Origin of the sequence: Chryseobacterium shigense (assembly GCF_014207845.1) — a bacterium.
Classification (GTDB): Bacteria; Bacteroidota; Bacteroidia; order Flavobacteriales; family Weeksellaceae; genus Chryseobacterium; species Chryseobacterium shigense_A.
Map to the genome: position 1 here is coordinate 90,705 of NZ_JACHLC010000002.1, position 17,620 is coordinate 108,324.

The following is a 17,620-nucleotide window of genomic DNA, read 5'->3' on the forward strand; positions in this document are numbered from 1 at the left end:
AAAACAAAGGAAAGCTGGTAGGACCGTGAAAGCTAATTGCAATTTTTTTTGCATTCTTCATATTTGCGTTTTCAGCCTTCTCTGCTTTCTCAGCGAATTAACAGTATGATGCTATAATTTTATCTACAATTACCTGTGCAAGCTTTTCCTTACTTTGGTGAGTCCATCCCGCAATGTGTGGTGTTACGATTGCCTTGTCAGATTCCAGGAGATATTTCAGGTCCTCATTTTCTGTTTCAAGGTTTTCGAAGGAAGATTTTTCATATTCCAGAACATCAAGACATGCTCCTTTTACTTTTCCGGATTTTAAAGCCTCAACTAAATATTTAGTTTCAATATTTTTCCCTCTTGCTGTATTAACGAAATAAAAGTCTTTTTTCATTTCTGAAATGAACTTTTCATCAACAAGATAATGGGTTTCAGAAGTAAGCGGAATATGGAGGCTTACTATATCCGAGGATGCTTTTAATTCATCTAAACTAACCTGAGAAGCATATTCATCGGACAGTCCGGGAAGAATATCATGAAAGACAACTTTACAACCAAAGCCCGAAAATCTTTTAGCTGTAGCTTTCCCCATGTTTCCATATCCTATAAGTCCTACCGTTTTTCCAAGCAGCTCATCGCCCCTGTTTTCTTCACGAAGCCAGATTCCGTTCTTTACTTCCCGGGAAGCAATGAAAAGGCGGTTCATTAAAATCAACAGCATTCCTACCACATGTTCTGCTACAGAATCCCTGTTCCCTTCCGGAGAATTAATCAGCTGAATTCCTAATTTCTCTGCGACCGGAATATCAATATTTTCCATTCCGGCTCCAACTCTGGCAATGAATTTCAGATTTTTCCCTTTTTCCAGGAAGTTTTTATCCAGGGGGATTCTGCTCCTGATGATAATCCCGTCATAATTTTCAATTTTATTGCAAACCTCATCGTAGGAAGAAGTGAAATCCTCTTCCAGTATAAAGTTTTTAGCTAAAAGCTGTTCTGTGATGAGAGGATGGTTTTTATCCAGAAGGAGAATTTTCATTTTATTTTAAAACACAAATTGCACTAATTATTTTCACGAATAACACTAATGATCATTTTACAACGTCCCATTAATGACTCTTTTTACTCCATTTTTAAATTGGAGAGTATTAAAATTGATCAGCATTCCAAGTTTGCAATTACTTAAACGAAGATATGTCAGAATCTGAGCTAAATGTATATCGTTTAAAGACTCCACGGATTTAATTTCTAAGACAAATTTATTTTCAATCAAGAAATCCAGTCTATATCCTACATTCAATTTTACTTCATCATAAACCAATGGCATTGGCTTCTGCTTTTCTACCAATAGATCATGCTTACTAAGTTCATAGAACATACACTCTTCATAGGCACTTTCCAAAAGTCCGGGACCTAATCTTTTATGAACAAGATATCCTGCTTCATAAATTATTTTTGATATCTCATTTTCTGAAATACCTGATGTTGTCATTTTTTTTCATTTATTTTAGCACAAATCATTTGTGAAAATTTGTGCACATATTTGTGTTGTTTGTGTTTAAGCTTTCTAAAAGGCGCTAACACTTAGCAATTGAATCTATAGAAGCTAATTTACTTTTTATCTTTCTTTGATTCTTTTGTTTCTTCCGGCTCCTGAAATAACTTTTTAAGCTCTACAGATTCCAGAGGCTTCATTCTTCCGGAAAGGATCAATGACAGTTCTTTTCTTCTGAAAGCTGCGGCATGTCTCAGTTTTTCTTCTTCTGTTTGCGGAACCATATCCGGAATAGGAATAGGGCGGTTAAATTCATCCACTGCCACGAAAGTATAAATACCTTCGTTGGTATGAATTTTCTTCTGGTTGATAGGATCGTCCAGCCAAACATCTACATACACTTCCATGGAAGTGGAGAAAGCTCTTGAAACTTTGGATTCCAGAACCACCACTCCGCCTTCAGGGATCGGGTGATTGAAAGAAACATGGTTTACAGATGCCGTTACCACTCTTCTTTCACAGTGTCTTGCTGCAGAAATAGAAGCACAACGGTCCATTTTTGCAAGAAGCTCACCCCCGAAAAGGTTTCTTAAAGAATTGGTTTCATTCGGAAGAACAATATTAGTCATAATGGTCAGGGATTCTGACGCCTTTTTTACTTTTGCCATTGAGTCTTAGTGTTGTTTTGAACTGCCGGAGATGCTTTAACTTCTTTCCCGGCCGGTTTTGCTAATGAATCTTTTTTCAGGGAATCTGAAACAGCTGTTTCGGGACTGTGTACCATTACTTTTATGGTATCTTTTACAATTCTGTGTGTGGAAGTCTGGACGGAAACTGTATCAAAAGATTTCTTTCCGAACAGAAGTTCTTTTTGGGTAAATGCCAAATACAGAATTCCCAACACCGGAATGATAAGGAGGAAAATCCAAAGAATCGATTTTTTAAATTTATAATCTTTTCCTTTGTTTTCTGCAGGGCTGATCTTCTCTCCATTGTTGATATCGGAAAGCCTGATTTCTTCGAGTCCATAAAAATCAGGACGTCCTGATTCTATCCTTTTACCTTTGAAATGGGTTTTATCATCTTCAATATGGATCGCTCCCAGATTCTGAATTTCAAGGAACTGATCTGCCTGAAGTTTTTTCTTCCAGAAATCAGTCTGGATCTTCAGATCGCTTTTGGAAGCCTCCAAAGACATCTGTTTTTCTCCGGCTATAAAAGCTGCCAGCTCATCAGACTGTATTTCATAATCCCCGGCAAAAACAATTTCGCTTGCAGGCGGAAGGATGCTTCCGTTCTCAGAATTAATAATTGCTTTGGAATTTTTAAGCGAAAACACACCGAAGCCCGGAACCGTCACAGTTCCAAATTGTTTCAGATATTCTAAAATGTAAGCTGAAATATTCATTTGCCAGCAAATTTATAATTTTTTCGTGACTTTCTGAAGAGATTTATAGGATATCAAAAAAGACTGCCGGAACAGTCTTTTGACAAATATGTATAAAATTCAACGGATTAAAACCTGTTTGACAAATTATCATCCATATTATTGAATTTTCCAGCTGATCCCGAACATAAAGTTAGTTCCCGCCTGTGAAAAATAATATGGATCGCCTCCGTAAACCGCTCCGTTGTTGACATACTTTTTATTGAATAAATTATTCACCAGTAATTTTAATGCAATATCATTATGAGCTATGGTGAACTGGTATTGTGCATTGAAATCCGTGAGAAAATAATCTTTCAGCTGAAGGTTTTTATCTCCCGTATTATCCAGGTACTGCTTCCCGACATATTGATTCGTTAAAGCAAACATGAAACTTTTAGAAGGATTAAACTTCAGTCCAAGATTGGCAATAATATTCGGGGAGAATGAAATATCGGTATTACCCAGATTCTGTAAGGTTCCGCTATTTTTGATTTTAAAATCAAGGTTCCTGTTCTGGCTAAGGCTGATATTTCCGTTCACTTCCCATTGCTTTGAAAGTTTGGCCAACGCACCCATCTCAATCCCTCTTCGGTAACTTTTCCCTGAATTTGTTCTGATAAATGCTCCAACATTATTCAGCTGTCCGTTCAGCACCAACTGGTTAACGTAATACATATAATACAAATTGGCTGTCAGAGATAAAATCCCAAACTGCTTTTCAATTCCTGCTTCAAAATCGTGCAGTTTTTCAGCTTTTACAGTATTGTCACTCATTAGGTCATCCCTGTTTGGCTCGCGGTGGGCATGGGCATACGAGAAGAAAACTTTTCCGTTTCCTATTTTATAATTCACTCCGGCTTTCGGATTGAAGAAAAGCCAGTTTTTATCAAGATTTCCTCCTTCCCCGTCACCGGCAGTAAGGATTTTTGTATCATAATCAATATTTCTGATCTGAAGATCCCCAAAGAATTCAAAATGATCTCCGGTTCTCCATAAAGCTTTCGCAAAACCTGCCAGCTCAGTTTTTACAGAACGGTTTCTATAGTATTCATAATCATTAATCTCCGGAAAATAAACTCCCGTAACATTCCCAAAGTGTCTTCCATAATACTGGTTTGCCACAACTCCAAAGTTGAGATCAACATTATCCAGCTTTCCATAAAGTGTGGAAACCATTCCATAAAAATCATTATCCAGCCATTTTTTCCTGATAAAATCCGTTATTTCCACCGGAGAGCCGTTTACAACCGGCACCGGCAAATTATAATTGGAATAATGGGTAGCATCCGCATCTGTTTCATCTACTCTTTTATAATTCTCGTAGTATCCTCTTCCTTTGGTATAATGAAGGGTCGTTTCAAGATTCCAGTTATCATTAAATTTCTGTTCCCATAAAAGCTGGTAATGATTCTGCCTGTAATTATCCGTTTCATTGTCATAGAACTTCTCTTCCCCGGTAAACAGATCTGTATACTGCCCTGAGTAATTGAATTTCGGGTTGGTTTCCCAGGTTGGTCTGTCGATCCCGTTCCAGGCTTGATAGGTTTTTTCTTTTCCTCCAAAAGCCATCAGACGGAGTCTTGTTTTTCCTTCCTCAAATAATGCGGTGAAGTTGTAAGAATCCAATTTTGAGGAAGCCCTGTCTATATATCCATCCGAATGAATACGTGTGTATCTTCCCATAACCGAAAGCCTGTTTTTCCAGAACTTTCCGGAACCTGCCTCTGCCGAATATTTATAGGTATTGAATGAACCATAGCTGTCATCCGTCTTGAAGTACATTCTTTCATCAGGGTCTTTGGAAATAACATTAATGCTTGCCCCGAATGCGGAAACCCCGTTGTTAGAGGTCCCAACCCCTCTCTGAATAACAATCTGGGATGCGGAACTCGTAAGATCCGGCACATTTACAAAGAACGTCCCCTGACTTTCGGAATCGTTATAGGGAACGCCATTCATCATGACATTGATTCCTTTTCCTTCCACTCCACGGATTCTGAATCCTGTATATCCAACTCCGTTTCCGGCATCAGAGGTAGAAATAATAGAAGTTTGATTTTTTAAGAGTATCGGAAGATCCTGCCCCAGATTTCTGCTGTCCACATCTTTCTGTACGTTAATGATTTCCTTGGCAACCGGCAGTCTTTTGGTAAAACTGACCGCTTCAATTTCCCTTACTTTCAGGGAATCTTTATTTTGAGCCTGGACAAAGGCTGCAGAGCCTACGGTAAGCCCTAAAAAAAATAATCCTTTCATTCTATAAATTTTTAAAATTTAATGAATAAAAGGGGCAGATTATGATGAGTTATTAGTAATTGGTAATAAGTAATATTTTGAGAATTACTCATTGCTCATTACCTATTGCTCATTTTAATTTCCCTAAACGGCATTATCCGTTCCAGGTTCATTGGGTATAATCTCAGCCTGTTAAAGCACCCCTTTATTTCAGCCGCAAAATTACAAAAAAAATATGAGATACGGGTTGCTGGATCCATGGAACGGATTTCAAGATGAGCATTGTAGAATTTAAACTATTTACAACCGTTAATAAGTCTTATTCCTTGCATCAATATAGTAATAGTTCTTTTCGTCTTTTGTAACCTCAAACATCCTCCCCAGCTTCCACGTGAAGTTTCTTTTGATATTGGAATATTCAAAAGGGACAATCACTTTATTATTCACATCAATTACTCCGAATTTATCATTATGAGAAGCCACGATCATCGGATTTGCAACATCATCACCCTCCATAATGTACAAATACTGATATTGAGGATAAATCTGATATTGCCTGTAATCTGCCGCATTTACAAATTTGGCTTTTTCAATAATTCCGTAAAAACCATTCAAAACATAAGCCTGATATAACTGCTGCTTATAATCATCAAACTTACATTGACCAAGATCTGAATCTTTAAACTGATAAACCCTCTTTCCTTTCTTATCTACACGGTATGAAATCATATCCTTTTCTACCGTAGCATATTCCCTGGTTCCGAATTTCCTTACTTTTTCGTTGGGAGAGTTCAAAAGATTGCAGTCTTCATAAAAAAAGACAGCAATATGGTATTCAGGTTTGATGATAAATTTTCCATTTTGATTAACATATCCAAATTTTCCATCTTCTTTTTTCGGGATCAGAACAGGAAGCTCCTGATGAATTACCACAAGATCCGGGTTCGGTTTAGCCCCTGCGGGTGTCTTTTTCACTACAGGTTTTGCTATATTTTTAATGGGTAATTTCTTCACAGATTTCGCCTGTGAAAAAACGAAAACCGAAATAAATACACATAAAAGATTCAGGATATTTTTCATATTCATCATTTGCCTGCAAAATTACGGCCAAAAATAGAAATTATCAAATTCATATTTATAAAGAATCTAAATAATTTCAGCTATGAAAAATATTAAAAATCCGTAAATTTGGGAACATTTTTAAGTGTTTGATAATCTATATAACGTTTTCAAGATATGATTTTGGATATTTGAGATAATCAAAAAAGGTAAGTGTTCCTGAAAAAGGCTTTACAGCAAACCAATCTCAGGCAAGCCATTTACACTTCCGGAAAATCATATACTTAACTTTTAAGACGGGACATTATCTCACATTTTGAATGAAGCAGATTATGTTGTTACTGCTAAAGTCGTTTTTTACGACAGATTTAAATAATTTTATTGTAATTTAAACACTGTTAAGAGAAATGGCAGGATATAAACAACTGTTTTTAAAGATCTGCGATTTAAAATTGAAAAGACTTCTATTATTATGAATATGTATCAGGATTACATCCAAGAAATTGAAGAAAGAAAAAACCAGGGGCTTCACCCAAAGCCAATTGATGGAGCAGAATTATTAAGCGAAATCATTACACAAATTAAAGATACAGCTAACGAATACAGAGCTGACTCTCTTAAATTTTTTATTTACAACACTTTACCGGGAACAACAAGTGCTGCCGGAGTAAAAGCTAAGTTTTTAAAAGAAATCATTCTTGGAGAATCCACGTTAGAAGAAATATCTCCTGCTTTTGCTTTTGAATTGTTATCTCACATGAAAGGTGGGAAATCAATCGAAGTATTGCTGGATTTAGCTTTAGGTAATGATATTGCCATCGCTAAAGAAGCCGCAAAAGTTCTTAAAACACAGGTTTTCCTTTATGAGGCGGACACTACCCGTCTGAAGGAAGCATACAATAGCGGTAACGAAATCGCAAAAGAAATCCTTGAAAGCTACGCAAAAGCAGAATTTTTCACCAAACTTCCTGAAGTTGCCGAAGAAATCAAGGTGGTTACTTTCATTGCCGGTGAAGGAGATATCTCTACAGATTTACTTTCTCCGGGTAACCAGGCTCACTCACGTTCAGATCGTGAACTGCATGGTAAATGCATGATTACGCCTCAGGCTCAGGAAGAAATCAAAGCTTTACAGGCACAGCATCCTGATGCTAGCATTATGCTGATTGCAGAAAAAGGAACAATGGGTGTTGGTTCTTCCCGTATGTCAGGAGTAAACAACGTAGCCCTTTGGACAGGTAAACAGGCAAGTCCTTATGTACCATTCGTAAACATTGCTCCGATTGTTGGAGGAACAAACGGTATTTCTCCGATTTTCCTTACTACAGTTGACGTAACCGGTGGTATAGGAATCGACCTTCAAAACTGGGTTAAAAAATATGATGATAAAGGAGAATTAGTAAGAAATGATAAAGGAGAGCCTGTTTTGGAAGAAGCGTATTCTGTAGTCACAGGAACTGTTCTTACCATCAATACAAAGACTAAAAAATTATACAACGGAGATAAAGAACTGAAAGACATTTCAAAATCATTTACTCCTCAAAAATTAGAATTTATCAAAGCAGGGGGTTCTTACGCTATCGTATTTGGTAAAAAAATCCAGACGTTTGCCGCAAAAACTTTAGGAATTACACCTCCAACAGTTTTCGCTCCTTCCAAAGAAATTTCCATTGAAGGACAAGGTCTTACTGCGGTTGAAAAAATCTTCAACAGGAATGCTGTAGGAACTACACCTGGAAAAGTTTTACACGCGGGTTCTGACGTTCGTGTTGAAGTAAATATTGTTGGTTCCCAGGATACAACCGGTTTAATGACCGCTCAGGAATTAGAATCAATGGCAGCAACCGTGATTTCTCCAATCGTAGATGGAGCTTATCAGTCAGGTTGTCACACTGCCTCGGTTTGGGATAAAAAAGCTCAGACGAATATTCCTAAATTAATGAAATTTATGAACGATTTCGGAGTAATCACAGCACGTGATCCGAAAGGTGAATATCATTCCATGACAGATGTTATTCACAAAGTTCTTAATGATATCACAGTTGACGAATGGGCAATCATCATCGGAGGAGATTCTCACACAAGAATGTCCAAAGGAGTTGCTTTCGGAGCTGACTCAGGAACTGTAGCACTGGCTTTGGCAACAGGCGAAGCTTCTATGCCGATTCCTGAATCTGTGAAAGTGACTTTCAAAGGAGATATGAAAAAGCATATGGATTTCCGTGATGTTGTTCATGCAACTCAGGCTCAGATGCTGAAACAATTCGATGGCGAAAATGTCTTCCAGGGTAGAATTATTGAGGTTCACATAGGAACTCTTCCGGCTGACCAGGCATTTACATTCACAGACTGGACTGCAGAAATGAAAGCTAAAGCTTCTATCTGTATTTCTGAAGATGATACTTTGATCGAATCACTGGAGATTGCTAAAAGCAGAATCCAGATCATGATCGACAAAGGAATGGATAACAAAAACAGAGTTCTTCAGGGCTTAATTGACAAAGCAAATAAAAGAATCGAAGAAATCAGAACAGGTGATAAACCTGCCTTAGCTCCTGATGCCAATGCAAAATATTATGCAGAAGTAGTTGTTGACCTTGATGTAATCGTTGAGCCAATGATTGCCGATCCGGATGTAAATAACGAAGACGTTTCCAAGAGATATACTCACGATACCATCAGAGATCTTACTTATTATGGGGGTGAGAAAAAAGTTGACCTTGGCTTCGTAGGATCTTGTATGGTTCACAAAGGAGATTTAAAAATTGTTTCCCAAATGCTTAAAAACCTTGAAAAGCAAAATGGTAAAGTAGAATTTCTCGCACCGTTGGTGGTAGCTGCTCCTACTTATAATATCATTGATGAATTAAAAGCTGAGGGTGACTGGGAGTTTTTAGAAAAATATTCAGGTTTTGAATTCAATGATAATGCACCAAAAGGAGAAGCCCGTACACAATACGAAAATATGATGTATCTTGAGCGTCCAGGGTGTAACCTTTGTATGGGTAATCAGGAAAAAGCTGAAAAAGGAAACACTGTTTTAGCTACTTCTACCCGCCTTTTCCAAGGAAGAGTAGTTGAAGATTCCGAACGTAAAAAAGGAGAGTCTTTATTGGCTTCTACTCCTGTTGTTGTACTTTCTGCCATCATGGGAAGAATTCCTAATATTGATGAGTACAAAGCTGCTGTAGATGGCATTAACCTTACAACGTTCGTCCCTTCTATTAAAGAATTGGTTGCAGTTGGTCATTAATACAACTAAATAATAGTAAAAAGACTATTTTAAAAATAAGTAAAATGGAAGATTTAAAAAAATCTTCCATTTTTTGTTTAGAATCTTTCTATTTAAGACTGGTAAGAATTATTTTAACCTATATTAAGATCAAAAAATTCATTTTTTCCTTAACTTCATAGTCATTAAATATTTTAATCATTCATCATATTTATCCTTTTACATAGAGTGTAGGAATAGATTTTGATGTATTGTATCAGATGAATTTTCCGTTTAAAATTCTGGAAAATCTATTAAAAAGAATAAAAATTAAATTAAGATATGACTTTTGATATTGATATGATCAAAAAAGTGTACGAGCGTTACCCCGAAAGAATTGCTGCGGCAAGACAAATCGTGGGAAAACCTCTTACCCTTTCAGAAAAAATCCTTTATACCCACCTTTGGGAAGGAAATGCTACACAGGCATATGAAAGAGGAAACTCTTATGTAGATTTTGCACCGGACAGAGTAGCCATGCAGGATGCAACTGCACAGATGGCACTTTTACAATTTATGCAGGCGGGAAAAGCTAAGGTAGCCGTTCCTTCAACTGCCCATGCCGATCACCTGATTCAGGCGAGAGTAGGCGCTGAAGCAGATTTACAGGAAGGTATTAACAAAAACTCGGAGGTTTTCAACTTTTTGAGCTCCGTTTGTGATAAATACGGAATCGGTTTCTGGAAACCCGGAGCAGGTATCATTCACCAGGTTGTACTGGAGAATTATGCTTTCCCCGGCGGTATGATGATCGGAACGGACTCTCATACGGTAAATGCAGGTGGTTTAGGAATGGTAGCTATCGGTGTAGGTGGTGCTGATGCGGTAGACGTAATGGCAGGAATGGCCTGGGAGCTTAAAATGCCAAAACTCATCGGGGTAAAGTTAACCGGTAAAATGAACGGATGGACTTCTGCAAAAGACGTTATCCTGAAAGTGGCTGGAATCCTGACCGTAAAAGGAGGAACAGGATGCATCGTGGAATATTTCGGAGAAGGAGCAGAATCTCTTTCAGCAACAGGTAAAGGAACGATCTGTAACATGGGTGCTGAAATCGGGGCTACAACTTCTACTTTCGGATATGATGATTCCATGAGAAGATATTTGGCCGCAACAGGAAGACAGGATGTAGTAGACGCTGCTGATAAAATTGCCGAACACTTAACAGGTGATGCAGAAGTATATGCAAACCCGGAGCAATATTTCGACCAGCTGATCGAAATCAACCTTTCAGAGCTTACTCCACACTTAAACGGACCTTTCACTCCGGATCTGGCAACTCCTGTTGCTGAATTCAGAGCTAAGGCCGAAGCTAACGGATGGCCTCTGGAGGTGGAATGGGCTCTTATCGGTTCCTGTACCAACTCTTCGTATGAAGATTTATCAAGAGCAGCTTCCATTGTAGAAGATGCGGTAGCAAAAGGAGTGAAGCCAAAAGCAATCTTAGGGATCAACCCAGGTTCCGAACAGGTAAAATTCACAGCAGAAAGAGACGGATTCCTGAATTCTTTCAGAAAATTTGAAAATGCAAGAATCTTTACCAATGCATGCGGACCTTGTATCGGACAATGGGACAGAGAAGGCGCTGAAAAAGGAGAGAAAAACTCCATCATCCACTCTTTCAACAGAAACTTTGCCAAAAGAGCTGACGGTAACCCGAATACCCATGCATTTGTAGCTTCACCGGAAATGGTAGCTGCTGTTGCGATCTCCGGAAGATTGGATTTCAATCCGATTACAGATACTTTAACAGCTGAAAACGGTGAGCAGGTAAAACTGGATGAGCCTAAAGGTTCTGAATTACCAGCCAGAGGATTTGCTGTTGATGACAACGGATATCAGGCACCATCTGAAGACGGTTCTTCAGTAGTTGTGAATGTAAGTCCTACTTCGGACAGACTTCAGCTGTTGGAAGAATTTCCTGCATGGGATGGTAAAAACATTACAGGAGCTAAGGTATTGATCAAAGCTTTCGGAAAATGTACAACCGACCACATATCTATGGCAGGACCATGGCTGAAATACAGAGGTCACTTAGATAATATTTCAAACAACATGTTGATTGGAGCTGTTAATGCTTACAACATGGAAACCAATAAGGTTAAAAATGAATTAACCGGTGAATATGGTGAAGTTCCGGCTGTACAGAGAGCTTACAAAGCAGCAGGAGTTCCTACCATTGTTGTGGGAGACCAGAACTATGGTGAAGGTTCTTCAAGAGAGCACGCTGCAATGGAACCAAGACATCTTGGTGTAAAAGCGGTATTGGTGAAATCATTCGCGAGAATCCATGAAACGAACCTTAAAAAACAAGGAATGCTTGGGATCACTTTCGCTAATGAGGCTGATTATGATAAAATCCGGGAGGATGATACGGTTAACTTCTTAGATCTTGACCAATTCGCTCCAGGAAAGCAGCTGACTTTAGAATTCGTTCATGCTGACGGAACTAAAGATATTATTATAGCCAACCATACTTATAACGATCAACAGATTGATTGGTTCAAAGCTGGTTCTGCTCTTAATCTGATTAAAAAGCAACAGAATTAATTGTTAGATTAAATTATTATAGAGAAGCGGCTTCCTTTGGAAGCCGCTTCTCATTTTATTTTAAAACTTAAACTCCACTCTGGCAAAAAGGAAACGCCCTCCTATACCATACTGGGAAACCTGCCTTGAATACACAAACTGGTTATCAGCCGTTAACGAACTGATATTCGGACTTTTGGAAGGCAGTACATTAAATATATTATTACTTCCTATTGTCGCCGAAATATTCTTGCTGAAATCATAACCGACGGAAAGATCTGTCACAAAACGTTCATTCAATACAAAATGTTCTCTGCTTTCGGTAACGCCGTCAAAGTTGGCATCCAGCACATCAGCATCTGTTACTTTTCCAAAGTAGGAATTTCTGAGGGAAACAGTAAGCGCTGCAAGTCTCAGCGTATTGGCAAGGGTAGCTTTTATACGCGGCACAGCTTCCTCAAAATATACTCTGTTAGGTTCTGAAAAATAATTATTGATCTGGCTTACCAGTTTAGGCGAGGCATGAATATCCCCGATTCTTCTCGTCTGGTTAAAGTTAAGGCCCAGATTGTTTTCCAGAGAAATTCCTTCCGAAAGTCTTGAATTCTGGGAAATCGTAATGTCTAACCCCTTTGTCTGAGAATCCACTGCATTGGCAAAGAAATTCGCAGCGCTGGCCCTTGCAAGGTCGAATGCCCCCTGAAGAACCGCCTGATCAGATCCCGGTGCAAAACTTCCTTCCGGACGGTAGAATAAATCAGTAAGCACTACTCTGTCCTTGATTTTTATTAAATAAGCATCCGCTGTAAACACTAAACTTAGAGATGGAATCTTCCACGTAATTCCCGTGCTGTAGGATTGCGAAGTTTCCTGTTTTAATTTTGGTATTCCCAATGCCTGAGCCGCTTCAGAATTGTTCCTGAAAGTTCCCACTTGTGTTGTTTGTCCTTTCTGGATCAGTGTAGAGGTAGAACTGTAATAGATCTGTGCCAGAGAAGGCGCTCTGAATCCTGTGGAAACAGCTCCTCTCCAGTTAAAGTTTTTAGCCAGTTTTACATTGGTTGCCAGTTTATAATTGAAAGTAGAGCCGAAGTCTGAATAATTTTCAAAACGTACAGCTCCTTCCACTAGCCACCAATCAGTTGGCTCAATTTCAACATCTGCATAGGCCGCAACACTGTTTCTGCTTCCGGAAACCGCATTATCAGGACTGAATCCCGGAAACACCTGTGACCCTGCCGGTCTTATATTGTTAAAAAAATCAGTTGGTTTTTCATTATCAGGAGTAGAGGCTGTCACTACGCGACCATAGATATCATAGGAAACATATGAGTTTTCATTTCCTGCATTCACTTTGTAGTTTTCATAACGATACTCCCCTCCAAAAGCTACATTCAGACCGTGAAGTACATCATACTTCTTAGAGAAATCCAGATTCAGTGTATTTTGTAAAAATTCAGACCCTCCAGCATCAAAAGTTCTTGGTGAATTATCACCCAGGGATGCGTTAAATGTATTCACTACCCCAAAATTAAAGGCATTTTTCCCGAACGTATTGCTTAAATCCACATTCCAGCCGTTCCATTTTCCTTTGATTCCTCCGGCTAATGAATAATCATTCACAGTTGCTTCAATTTGCGGAAGATATCCGTTCGGGGTAACAGCATTGATATTTCTTTCTGTATTCGGCAAGCGGTAAAAACCTCCGGCATTTCCTAAACGGTAGCTATATCCTCCAAAAGAATATACTTTCCAGTCTTCATTCACCGGGATTTCAGAGTTGAAAAAAAGCTGTGCCGACTGCAATTTAGACTGCCCTGCTCTCAAGCTGAAATCTTTTCTTTCCAACCCTCTATACTTAAGCTCCTGATCCGTAAAATCCTGTTTTAATAAGCCTTGCAGTGCTATAATACTGTTCGCTCCTGCTATCTGGGTCTTGAAATCCTGTGAAAAATAATCAACCTGCAATGCATATTGCTTCACTGTATTAATGATCTGCTGTGTATTAGAAGTATTGGTAATATTCTTATATAATCCGTCTATATTCACTCCATTTTGTAGTGCCCTGTAATTAATGGCATTATAGGCGTTAAAAATATCTCCCTGACGTACGCCAGCCCTTGAATACGGGTCACGATACTGCACTGATCCCGTTACATTGACGAACCCTTTATCACCGATTTTTGCTCCGTAATTCAGATCTGCAGAAATGGTCTGTCCATCTACTCCACCGGAAAAATTATTGGCTGCCGGTGAAGCATATCCTCCTAAAAACACCTGTCCTGAAAGCCCCAGTCTTCTTTTAAGGCCTAAATTCACGACCCCGGCAATAGCATCGGAACCATACTGGGCAGAAGCTCCGTCTCGCAGCACTTCTATTTTATCTAAGGCAAAAGCAGGGATAGCATTAAGATCTGTTCCTACTGAACCTCTTCCCGGAGTCAGGGTAACATTGATCAGGGACGACTGGTATCTTCTTTTTCCGTTAAGCAAAACCAAAACCTGATCCGGACCAAGTCCCCTGAGAAGAGCAGGATCTACAAAATCGGTTCCGTCATTAACGGTATGTGAGGTAGAGGAAAATGAAGGCACTACATAGTTAAGGGCCTGGCTTATATTATTAACAGGACTTTGTCTCAAAATCTTTGAAATATTGATAATATCTACCGGAACAGGTGTTTCCGTAAGCGATCTCCCCGATCCTCTTGATCCCAGAATCACTACGTCATCAATTTTTTTGGATGATGCAGAATCCGTCTGCCCGAAGTAAAATGCTGAAATAAAAGTTGCTGATGCTATGATTATTTTTTTGTTGAAAGTATGCATGTTTTTTTCTATTTTTTTATTACTAATTGTATGATTTCAGGCAATAATTTTCCTGTAACCTTATGTTTAAGGTTACGGTCAAAAGCCGGAATGGTTGGTATTATTTTTTAAAGATGTCTAGAAACAACAACACATGCGCATATGGAAATGGCATGAAAACAGGTCAGAATAGTAAAATGACACTTCACGATCTGAGAAACTAAAATTTAAATTGGTAATGTGATTTCCCTTGTCTTTAAACATTGATTTTATTTTTTTAAAACAAAAATTTCAAGATGGGAGGAAAAATAGAGAATAAACATTTTTTCCGGGCATACCGGCTTATCTATTTCAGCACCTTGCTTGTTTTTGCAGGTTGCTATCCCATCTATGAGATTCTTGATAATTACAGGGCAAAGATATAAATATTTCGGAAATAAAAAAATAATTGCTAAAAAATTTAACTTTTCGCAAATTCTACCGTAACAATTTCCCTTTTTTTACGTCTAACAGAAATAGTAGTAAAAAAACATTATGAAAAAAACTATATTGACGCTATCCTTGCTGGGGTCATTTTTTGCCTATTCACAGGAAAAGACCAGTACCAATACGGAAAAGGAGAAACAGATTGAAGGTGTTGTCATTACCAAAACTAAAAAAGCCGTTGAACAGAAAGCAGATCGTACGATCTTTGATTTTTCCGAACAGCCACAGCTTAATAACGGTAATGTTCTGGAAGGTATAAAAAAGCTTCCGGGGCTGATCTCCACTGATATTGCCGGAATGATGTATCAGGGAAAAGTGCTGGACGTTTATTTGAACGGAAGACCTTTAAATATTACATCAAATGAATTAAATTCCTTCCTGGAAGGGATGCCTGCCAACTCGGTGGACAGAATAGAAGTGATCACACAGCCCGGCGCAGAATTCCCCGCTACTTCAGGAGGCGCCATCATGAATATCATTACGAATAAAAATGCCAATAAATATTTAACCGCAACTTATTCGGGCAATTACTCATTTACGAATTACGATAAATTCAGAAGCAGAGCCACTAATTCCTTAAATCTGAATGCAAGAAATAAATTATTCGGATGGCAGCTGAACGTAGGCCAGAACTACCGTGAAAGTATGTTAAATGGTGATCAGGATATCCTACTGCATAATAATACAGACAGAATAGCACGCGGTTACTTTGCAAAAGCAGGGGTAACCTTTGATCTTGGACAGGATAGGCTATTGCTGAACTACGATATTTATCACAACAATAATGATAATTATACCCTAAGCAACGGTATAGGAGACAGGACTCCGGATAACAGTCCATTAGGCTATTACCTGAGAGATTATGATTTTACTTCTTCAGATATTGCCCACACCAACACTATAAGACAGGAAGCAGTGGCGACCTACCAGAAACGCTTTGCGGATAAATCTCAGAAACTGGATTTCCAGTTTGGATATACAAAAGCTTATACAAAGTTCGGCCAGGATAATGTGTTCCTTGATAAAACATTCTATGGGCCATTTGAACCCCAGCCAAGAGATATTCTCGGAAATGTACTGAGCAATAATTCCGATATGAGGGTTGCTAACTTTAAAATAGATTATTCTCAACCGATCAAACTTCTGGATGGAGGAAAAGTAAGTTTGGGAGGGTTATATGAAAGACAGGATTATGATACGGAAACCAGAGGCCTTACCAATCTGGAATACCAGAGACAGACAGCTTCCACTTATCTTGAATTTCAGGCAAAGCTGAAAAAATTTGATTTTACTTTAGGAGCAAGAGCAGAAAATTATGACATTTCCGGGATTACAAGAACGATAAAGGATAATGCTGTTCTGGAAAGGGATTTAATACCTTTCAATAAGTTCAAGCTTTTTCCGAATGCCAGTGTACAGTATAGCCTGATTAATCAGGTGTATGTGGCAGCGAACTACAACAAAAAGATTACTCTGCCAAGCATTTCTGCCCTGAACCCGAACAATGTCATATTTGGAAGCCCAAACACCCAGGTAACCGGGAACCCGGATCTCCAGCCTACGATATTTGACAATTATGAATTGAAGGTTTCTGCCTTTGATTACGCTTTCATCGGATACAGTGTAAGTTCTGCGAAGGATCAGGTAGCACAGATCATCATGAAAAACGGTAAGAATCTTTACAATAAGCAGGTGAATATTTCGAATATGAAAATTCACAACTTCAATGTAGGTTTACCTATTCCGTTTATGATTTTCAGCAAACCGATGAGCGAGATCATGAAGTTTAATTTCAATCCTGATAAGATTAATTTCATGTACCTGTATGCTGGTTATCAGAAACATGACATTGATAATCTGAATAATAAAGGATTCTGGATCTTCAATATCATGACACAACTAATCTTACCGAAAGATATAAAGCTGACGGCCAATTACAGTTATCTGACACCGAAAGCCGGATATTTCTACTTTACGGCAGATAAACCGTTTAATAATAACCTGGATATTACGTTGACTAAAAAATTCATGAACAACCGTCTTACACTTTCTGTTTTCGCGAATGATATTTTCAACGGACAGGTAATGCAGGTGTATTCCAATCCGCCGGAAGGACAGCCTGTAATGATCAGAAGTAAGTATGATACGAGGAATTTCGGAATTTCCATCAATTATAAAATTCCAACCAAGAATAAACTGGCTAAGGAGGATGCGAATATCCTGAACCAGACTAAAAAAGAGGATAATGGCGGCGTAATGCAGAGTCCACAGTAATTTTTGTAGTCACAAATTATAAAATGAGGTAGTAAGATAATTTTACTAC

The 17,620-nt window shown here is 38.5% G+C and carries 10 protein-coding genes and 2 riboswitches; of the genes, 3 read left to right on the forward strand and 7 right to left on the reverse strand.

Annotated features, from left to right (window positions below; genetic code table 11):
* Positions 1–97: 97 nt before the first annotated feature.
* From HNP36_RS10270 to HNP36_RS10295, 6 genes are all read right to left on the reverse strand, one after another.
* Entirely contained in the window at positions 98–1,027 is a 930-nt protein-coding gene (locus HNP36_RS10270; RefSeq protein ID WP_184162595.1) for a 2-hydroxyacid dehydrogenase, read from the reverse strand.
* 57 nt (positions 1,028–1,084) lie between these two features.
* Positions 1,085–1,480, reverse strand: a complete 396-nt coding sequence (locus HNP36_RS10275; RefSeq protein ID WP_194304129.1) for a GxxExxY protein — start codon at positions 1,478–1,480, stop codon at positions 1,085–1,087.
* Between the two features lie 119 nt (positions 1,481–1,599).
* Entirely contained in the window at positions 1,600–2,151 is a 552-nt protein-coding gene (locus HNP36_RS10280; RefSeq protein WP_184162598.1) for an acyl-CoA thioesterase, read from the reverse strand.
* Positions 2,139–2,891: a hypothetical protein gene (locus tag HNP36_RS10285; protein ID WP_184162601.1), complete on the reverse strand. Its 753-nt coding sequence runs from the start codon at positions 2,889–2,891 to the stop codon at positions 2,139–2,141. Before HNP36_RS10285 ends, HNP36_RS10280 begins: the two co-directional genes overlap by 13 nt.
* Before the next feature lie 138 nt (positions 2,892–3,029).
* Entirely contained in the window at positions 3,030–5,168 is a 2,139-nt protein-coding gene (locus tag HNP36_RS10290) for a TonB-dependent receptor (protein ID WP_184162604.1), read from the reverse strand.
* A gap of 103 nt (positions 5,169–5,271) precedes the next feature.
* Positions 5,272–5,360, reverse strand: a riboswitch (TPP riboswitch).
* Positions 5,361–5,456: 96 nt separating this feature from the next.
* Complete coding sequence (locus tag HNP36_RS10295; RefSeq protein WP_228456338.1) at positions 5,457–6,227, reverse strand: WG repeat-containing protein; 771 nt, start codon at positions 6,225–6,227, stop codon at positions 5,457–5,459.
* A 451-nt stretch (positions 6,228–6,678) separates the two neighbouring features.
* Between HNP36_RS10295 and HNP36_RS10300 the strand changes: the two genes are divergently transcribed.
* Both HNP36_RS10300 and HNP36_RS10305 read left to right on the forward strand, forming a co-directional pair.
* Positions 6,679–9,459: a bifunctional aconitate hydratase 2/2-methylisocitrate dehydratase gene (locus tag HNP36_RS10300; RefSeq protein WP_184162610.1), complete on the forward strand. Its 2,781-nt coding sequence runs from the start codon at positions 6,679–6,681 to the stop codon at positions 9,457–9,459.
* A gap of 300 nt (positions 9,460–9,759) precedes the next feature.
* On the forward strand, positions 9,760–12,027 hold the full coding sequence (locus HNP36_RS10305; protein ID WP_184162613.1) for an aconitate hydratase: 2,268 nt from the start codon (positions 9,760–9,762) through the stop codon (positions 12,025–12,027).
* 60 nt (positions 12,028–12,087) lie between these two features.
* Here the strand turns inward: HNP36_RS10305 and HNP36_RS10310 are convergent, their stop codons facing one another.
* Positions 12,088–14,832 (reverse strand): TonB-dependent receptor plug domain-containing protein, encoded by a 2,745-nt coding sequence (locus tag HNP36_RS10310; RefSeq protein WP_184162615.1) that lies wholly within the window; start codon positions 14,830–14,832, stop codon positions 12,088–12,090.
* 291 nt (positions 14,833–15,123) lie between these two features.
* A riboswitch (SAM-I-IV-variant riboswitch) is annotated at positions 15,124–15,222 on the reverse strand.
* A gap of 123 nt (positions 15,223–15,345) precedes the next feature.
* On the opposite strand from HNP36_RS10310, the gene HNP36_RS10315 reads away from it, so the two are divergent.
* A complete protein-coding gene (locus HNP36_RS10315) occupies positions 15,346–17,571 on the forward strand; it encodes an outer membrane beta-barrel family protein (RefSeq protein ID WP_184162618.1) in 2,226 nt (741 codons plus the stop codon).
* The last annotated feature ends 49 nt before the right edge of the window (positions 17,572–17,620 follow it).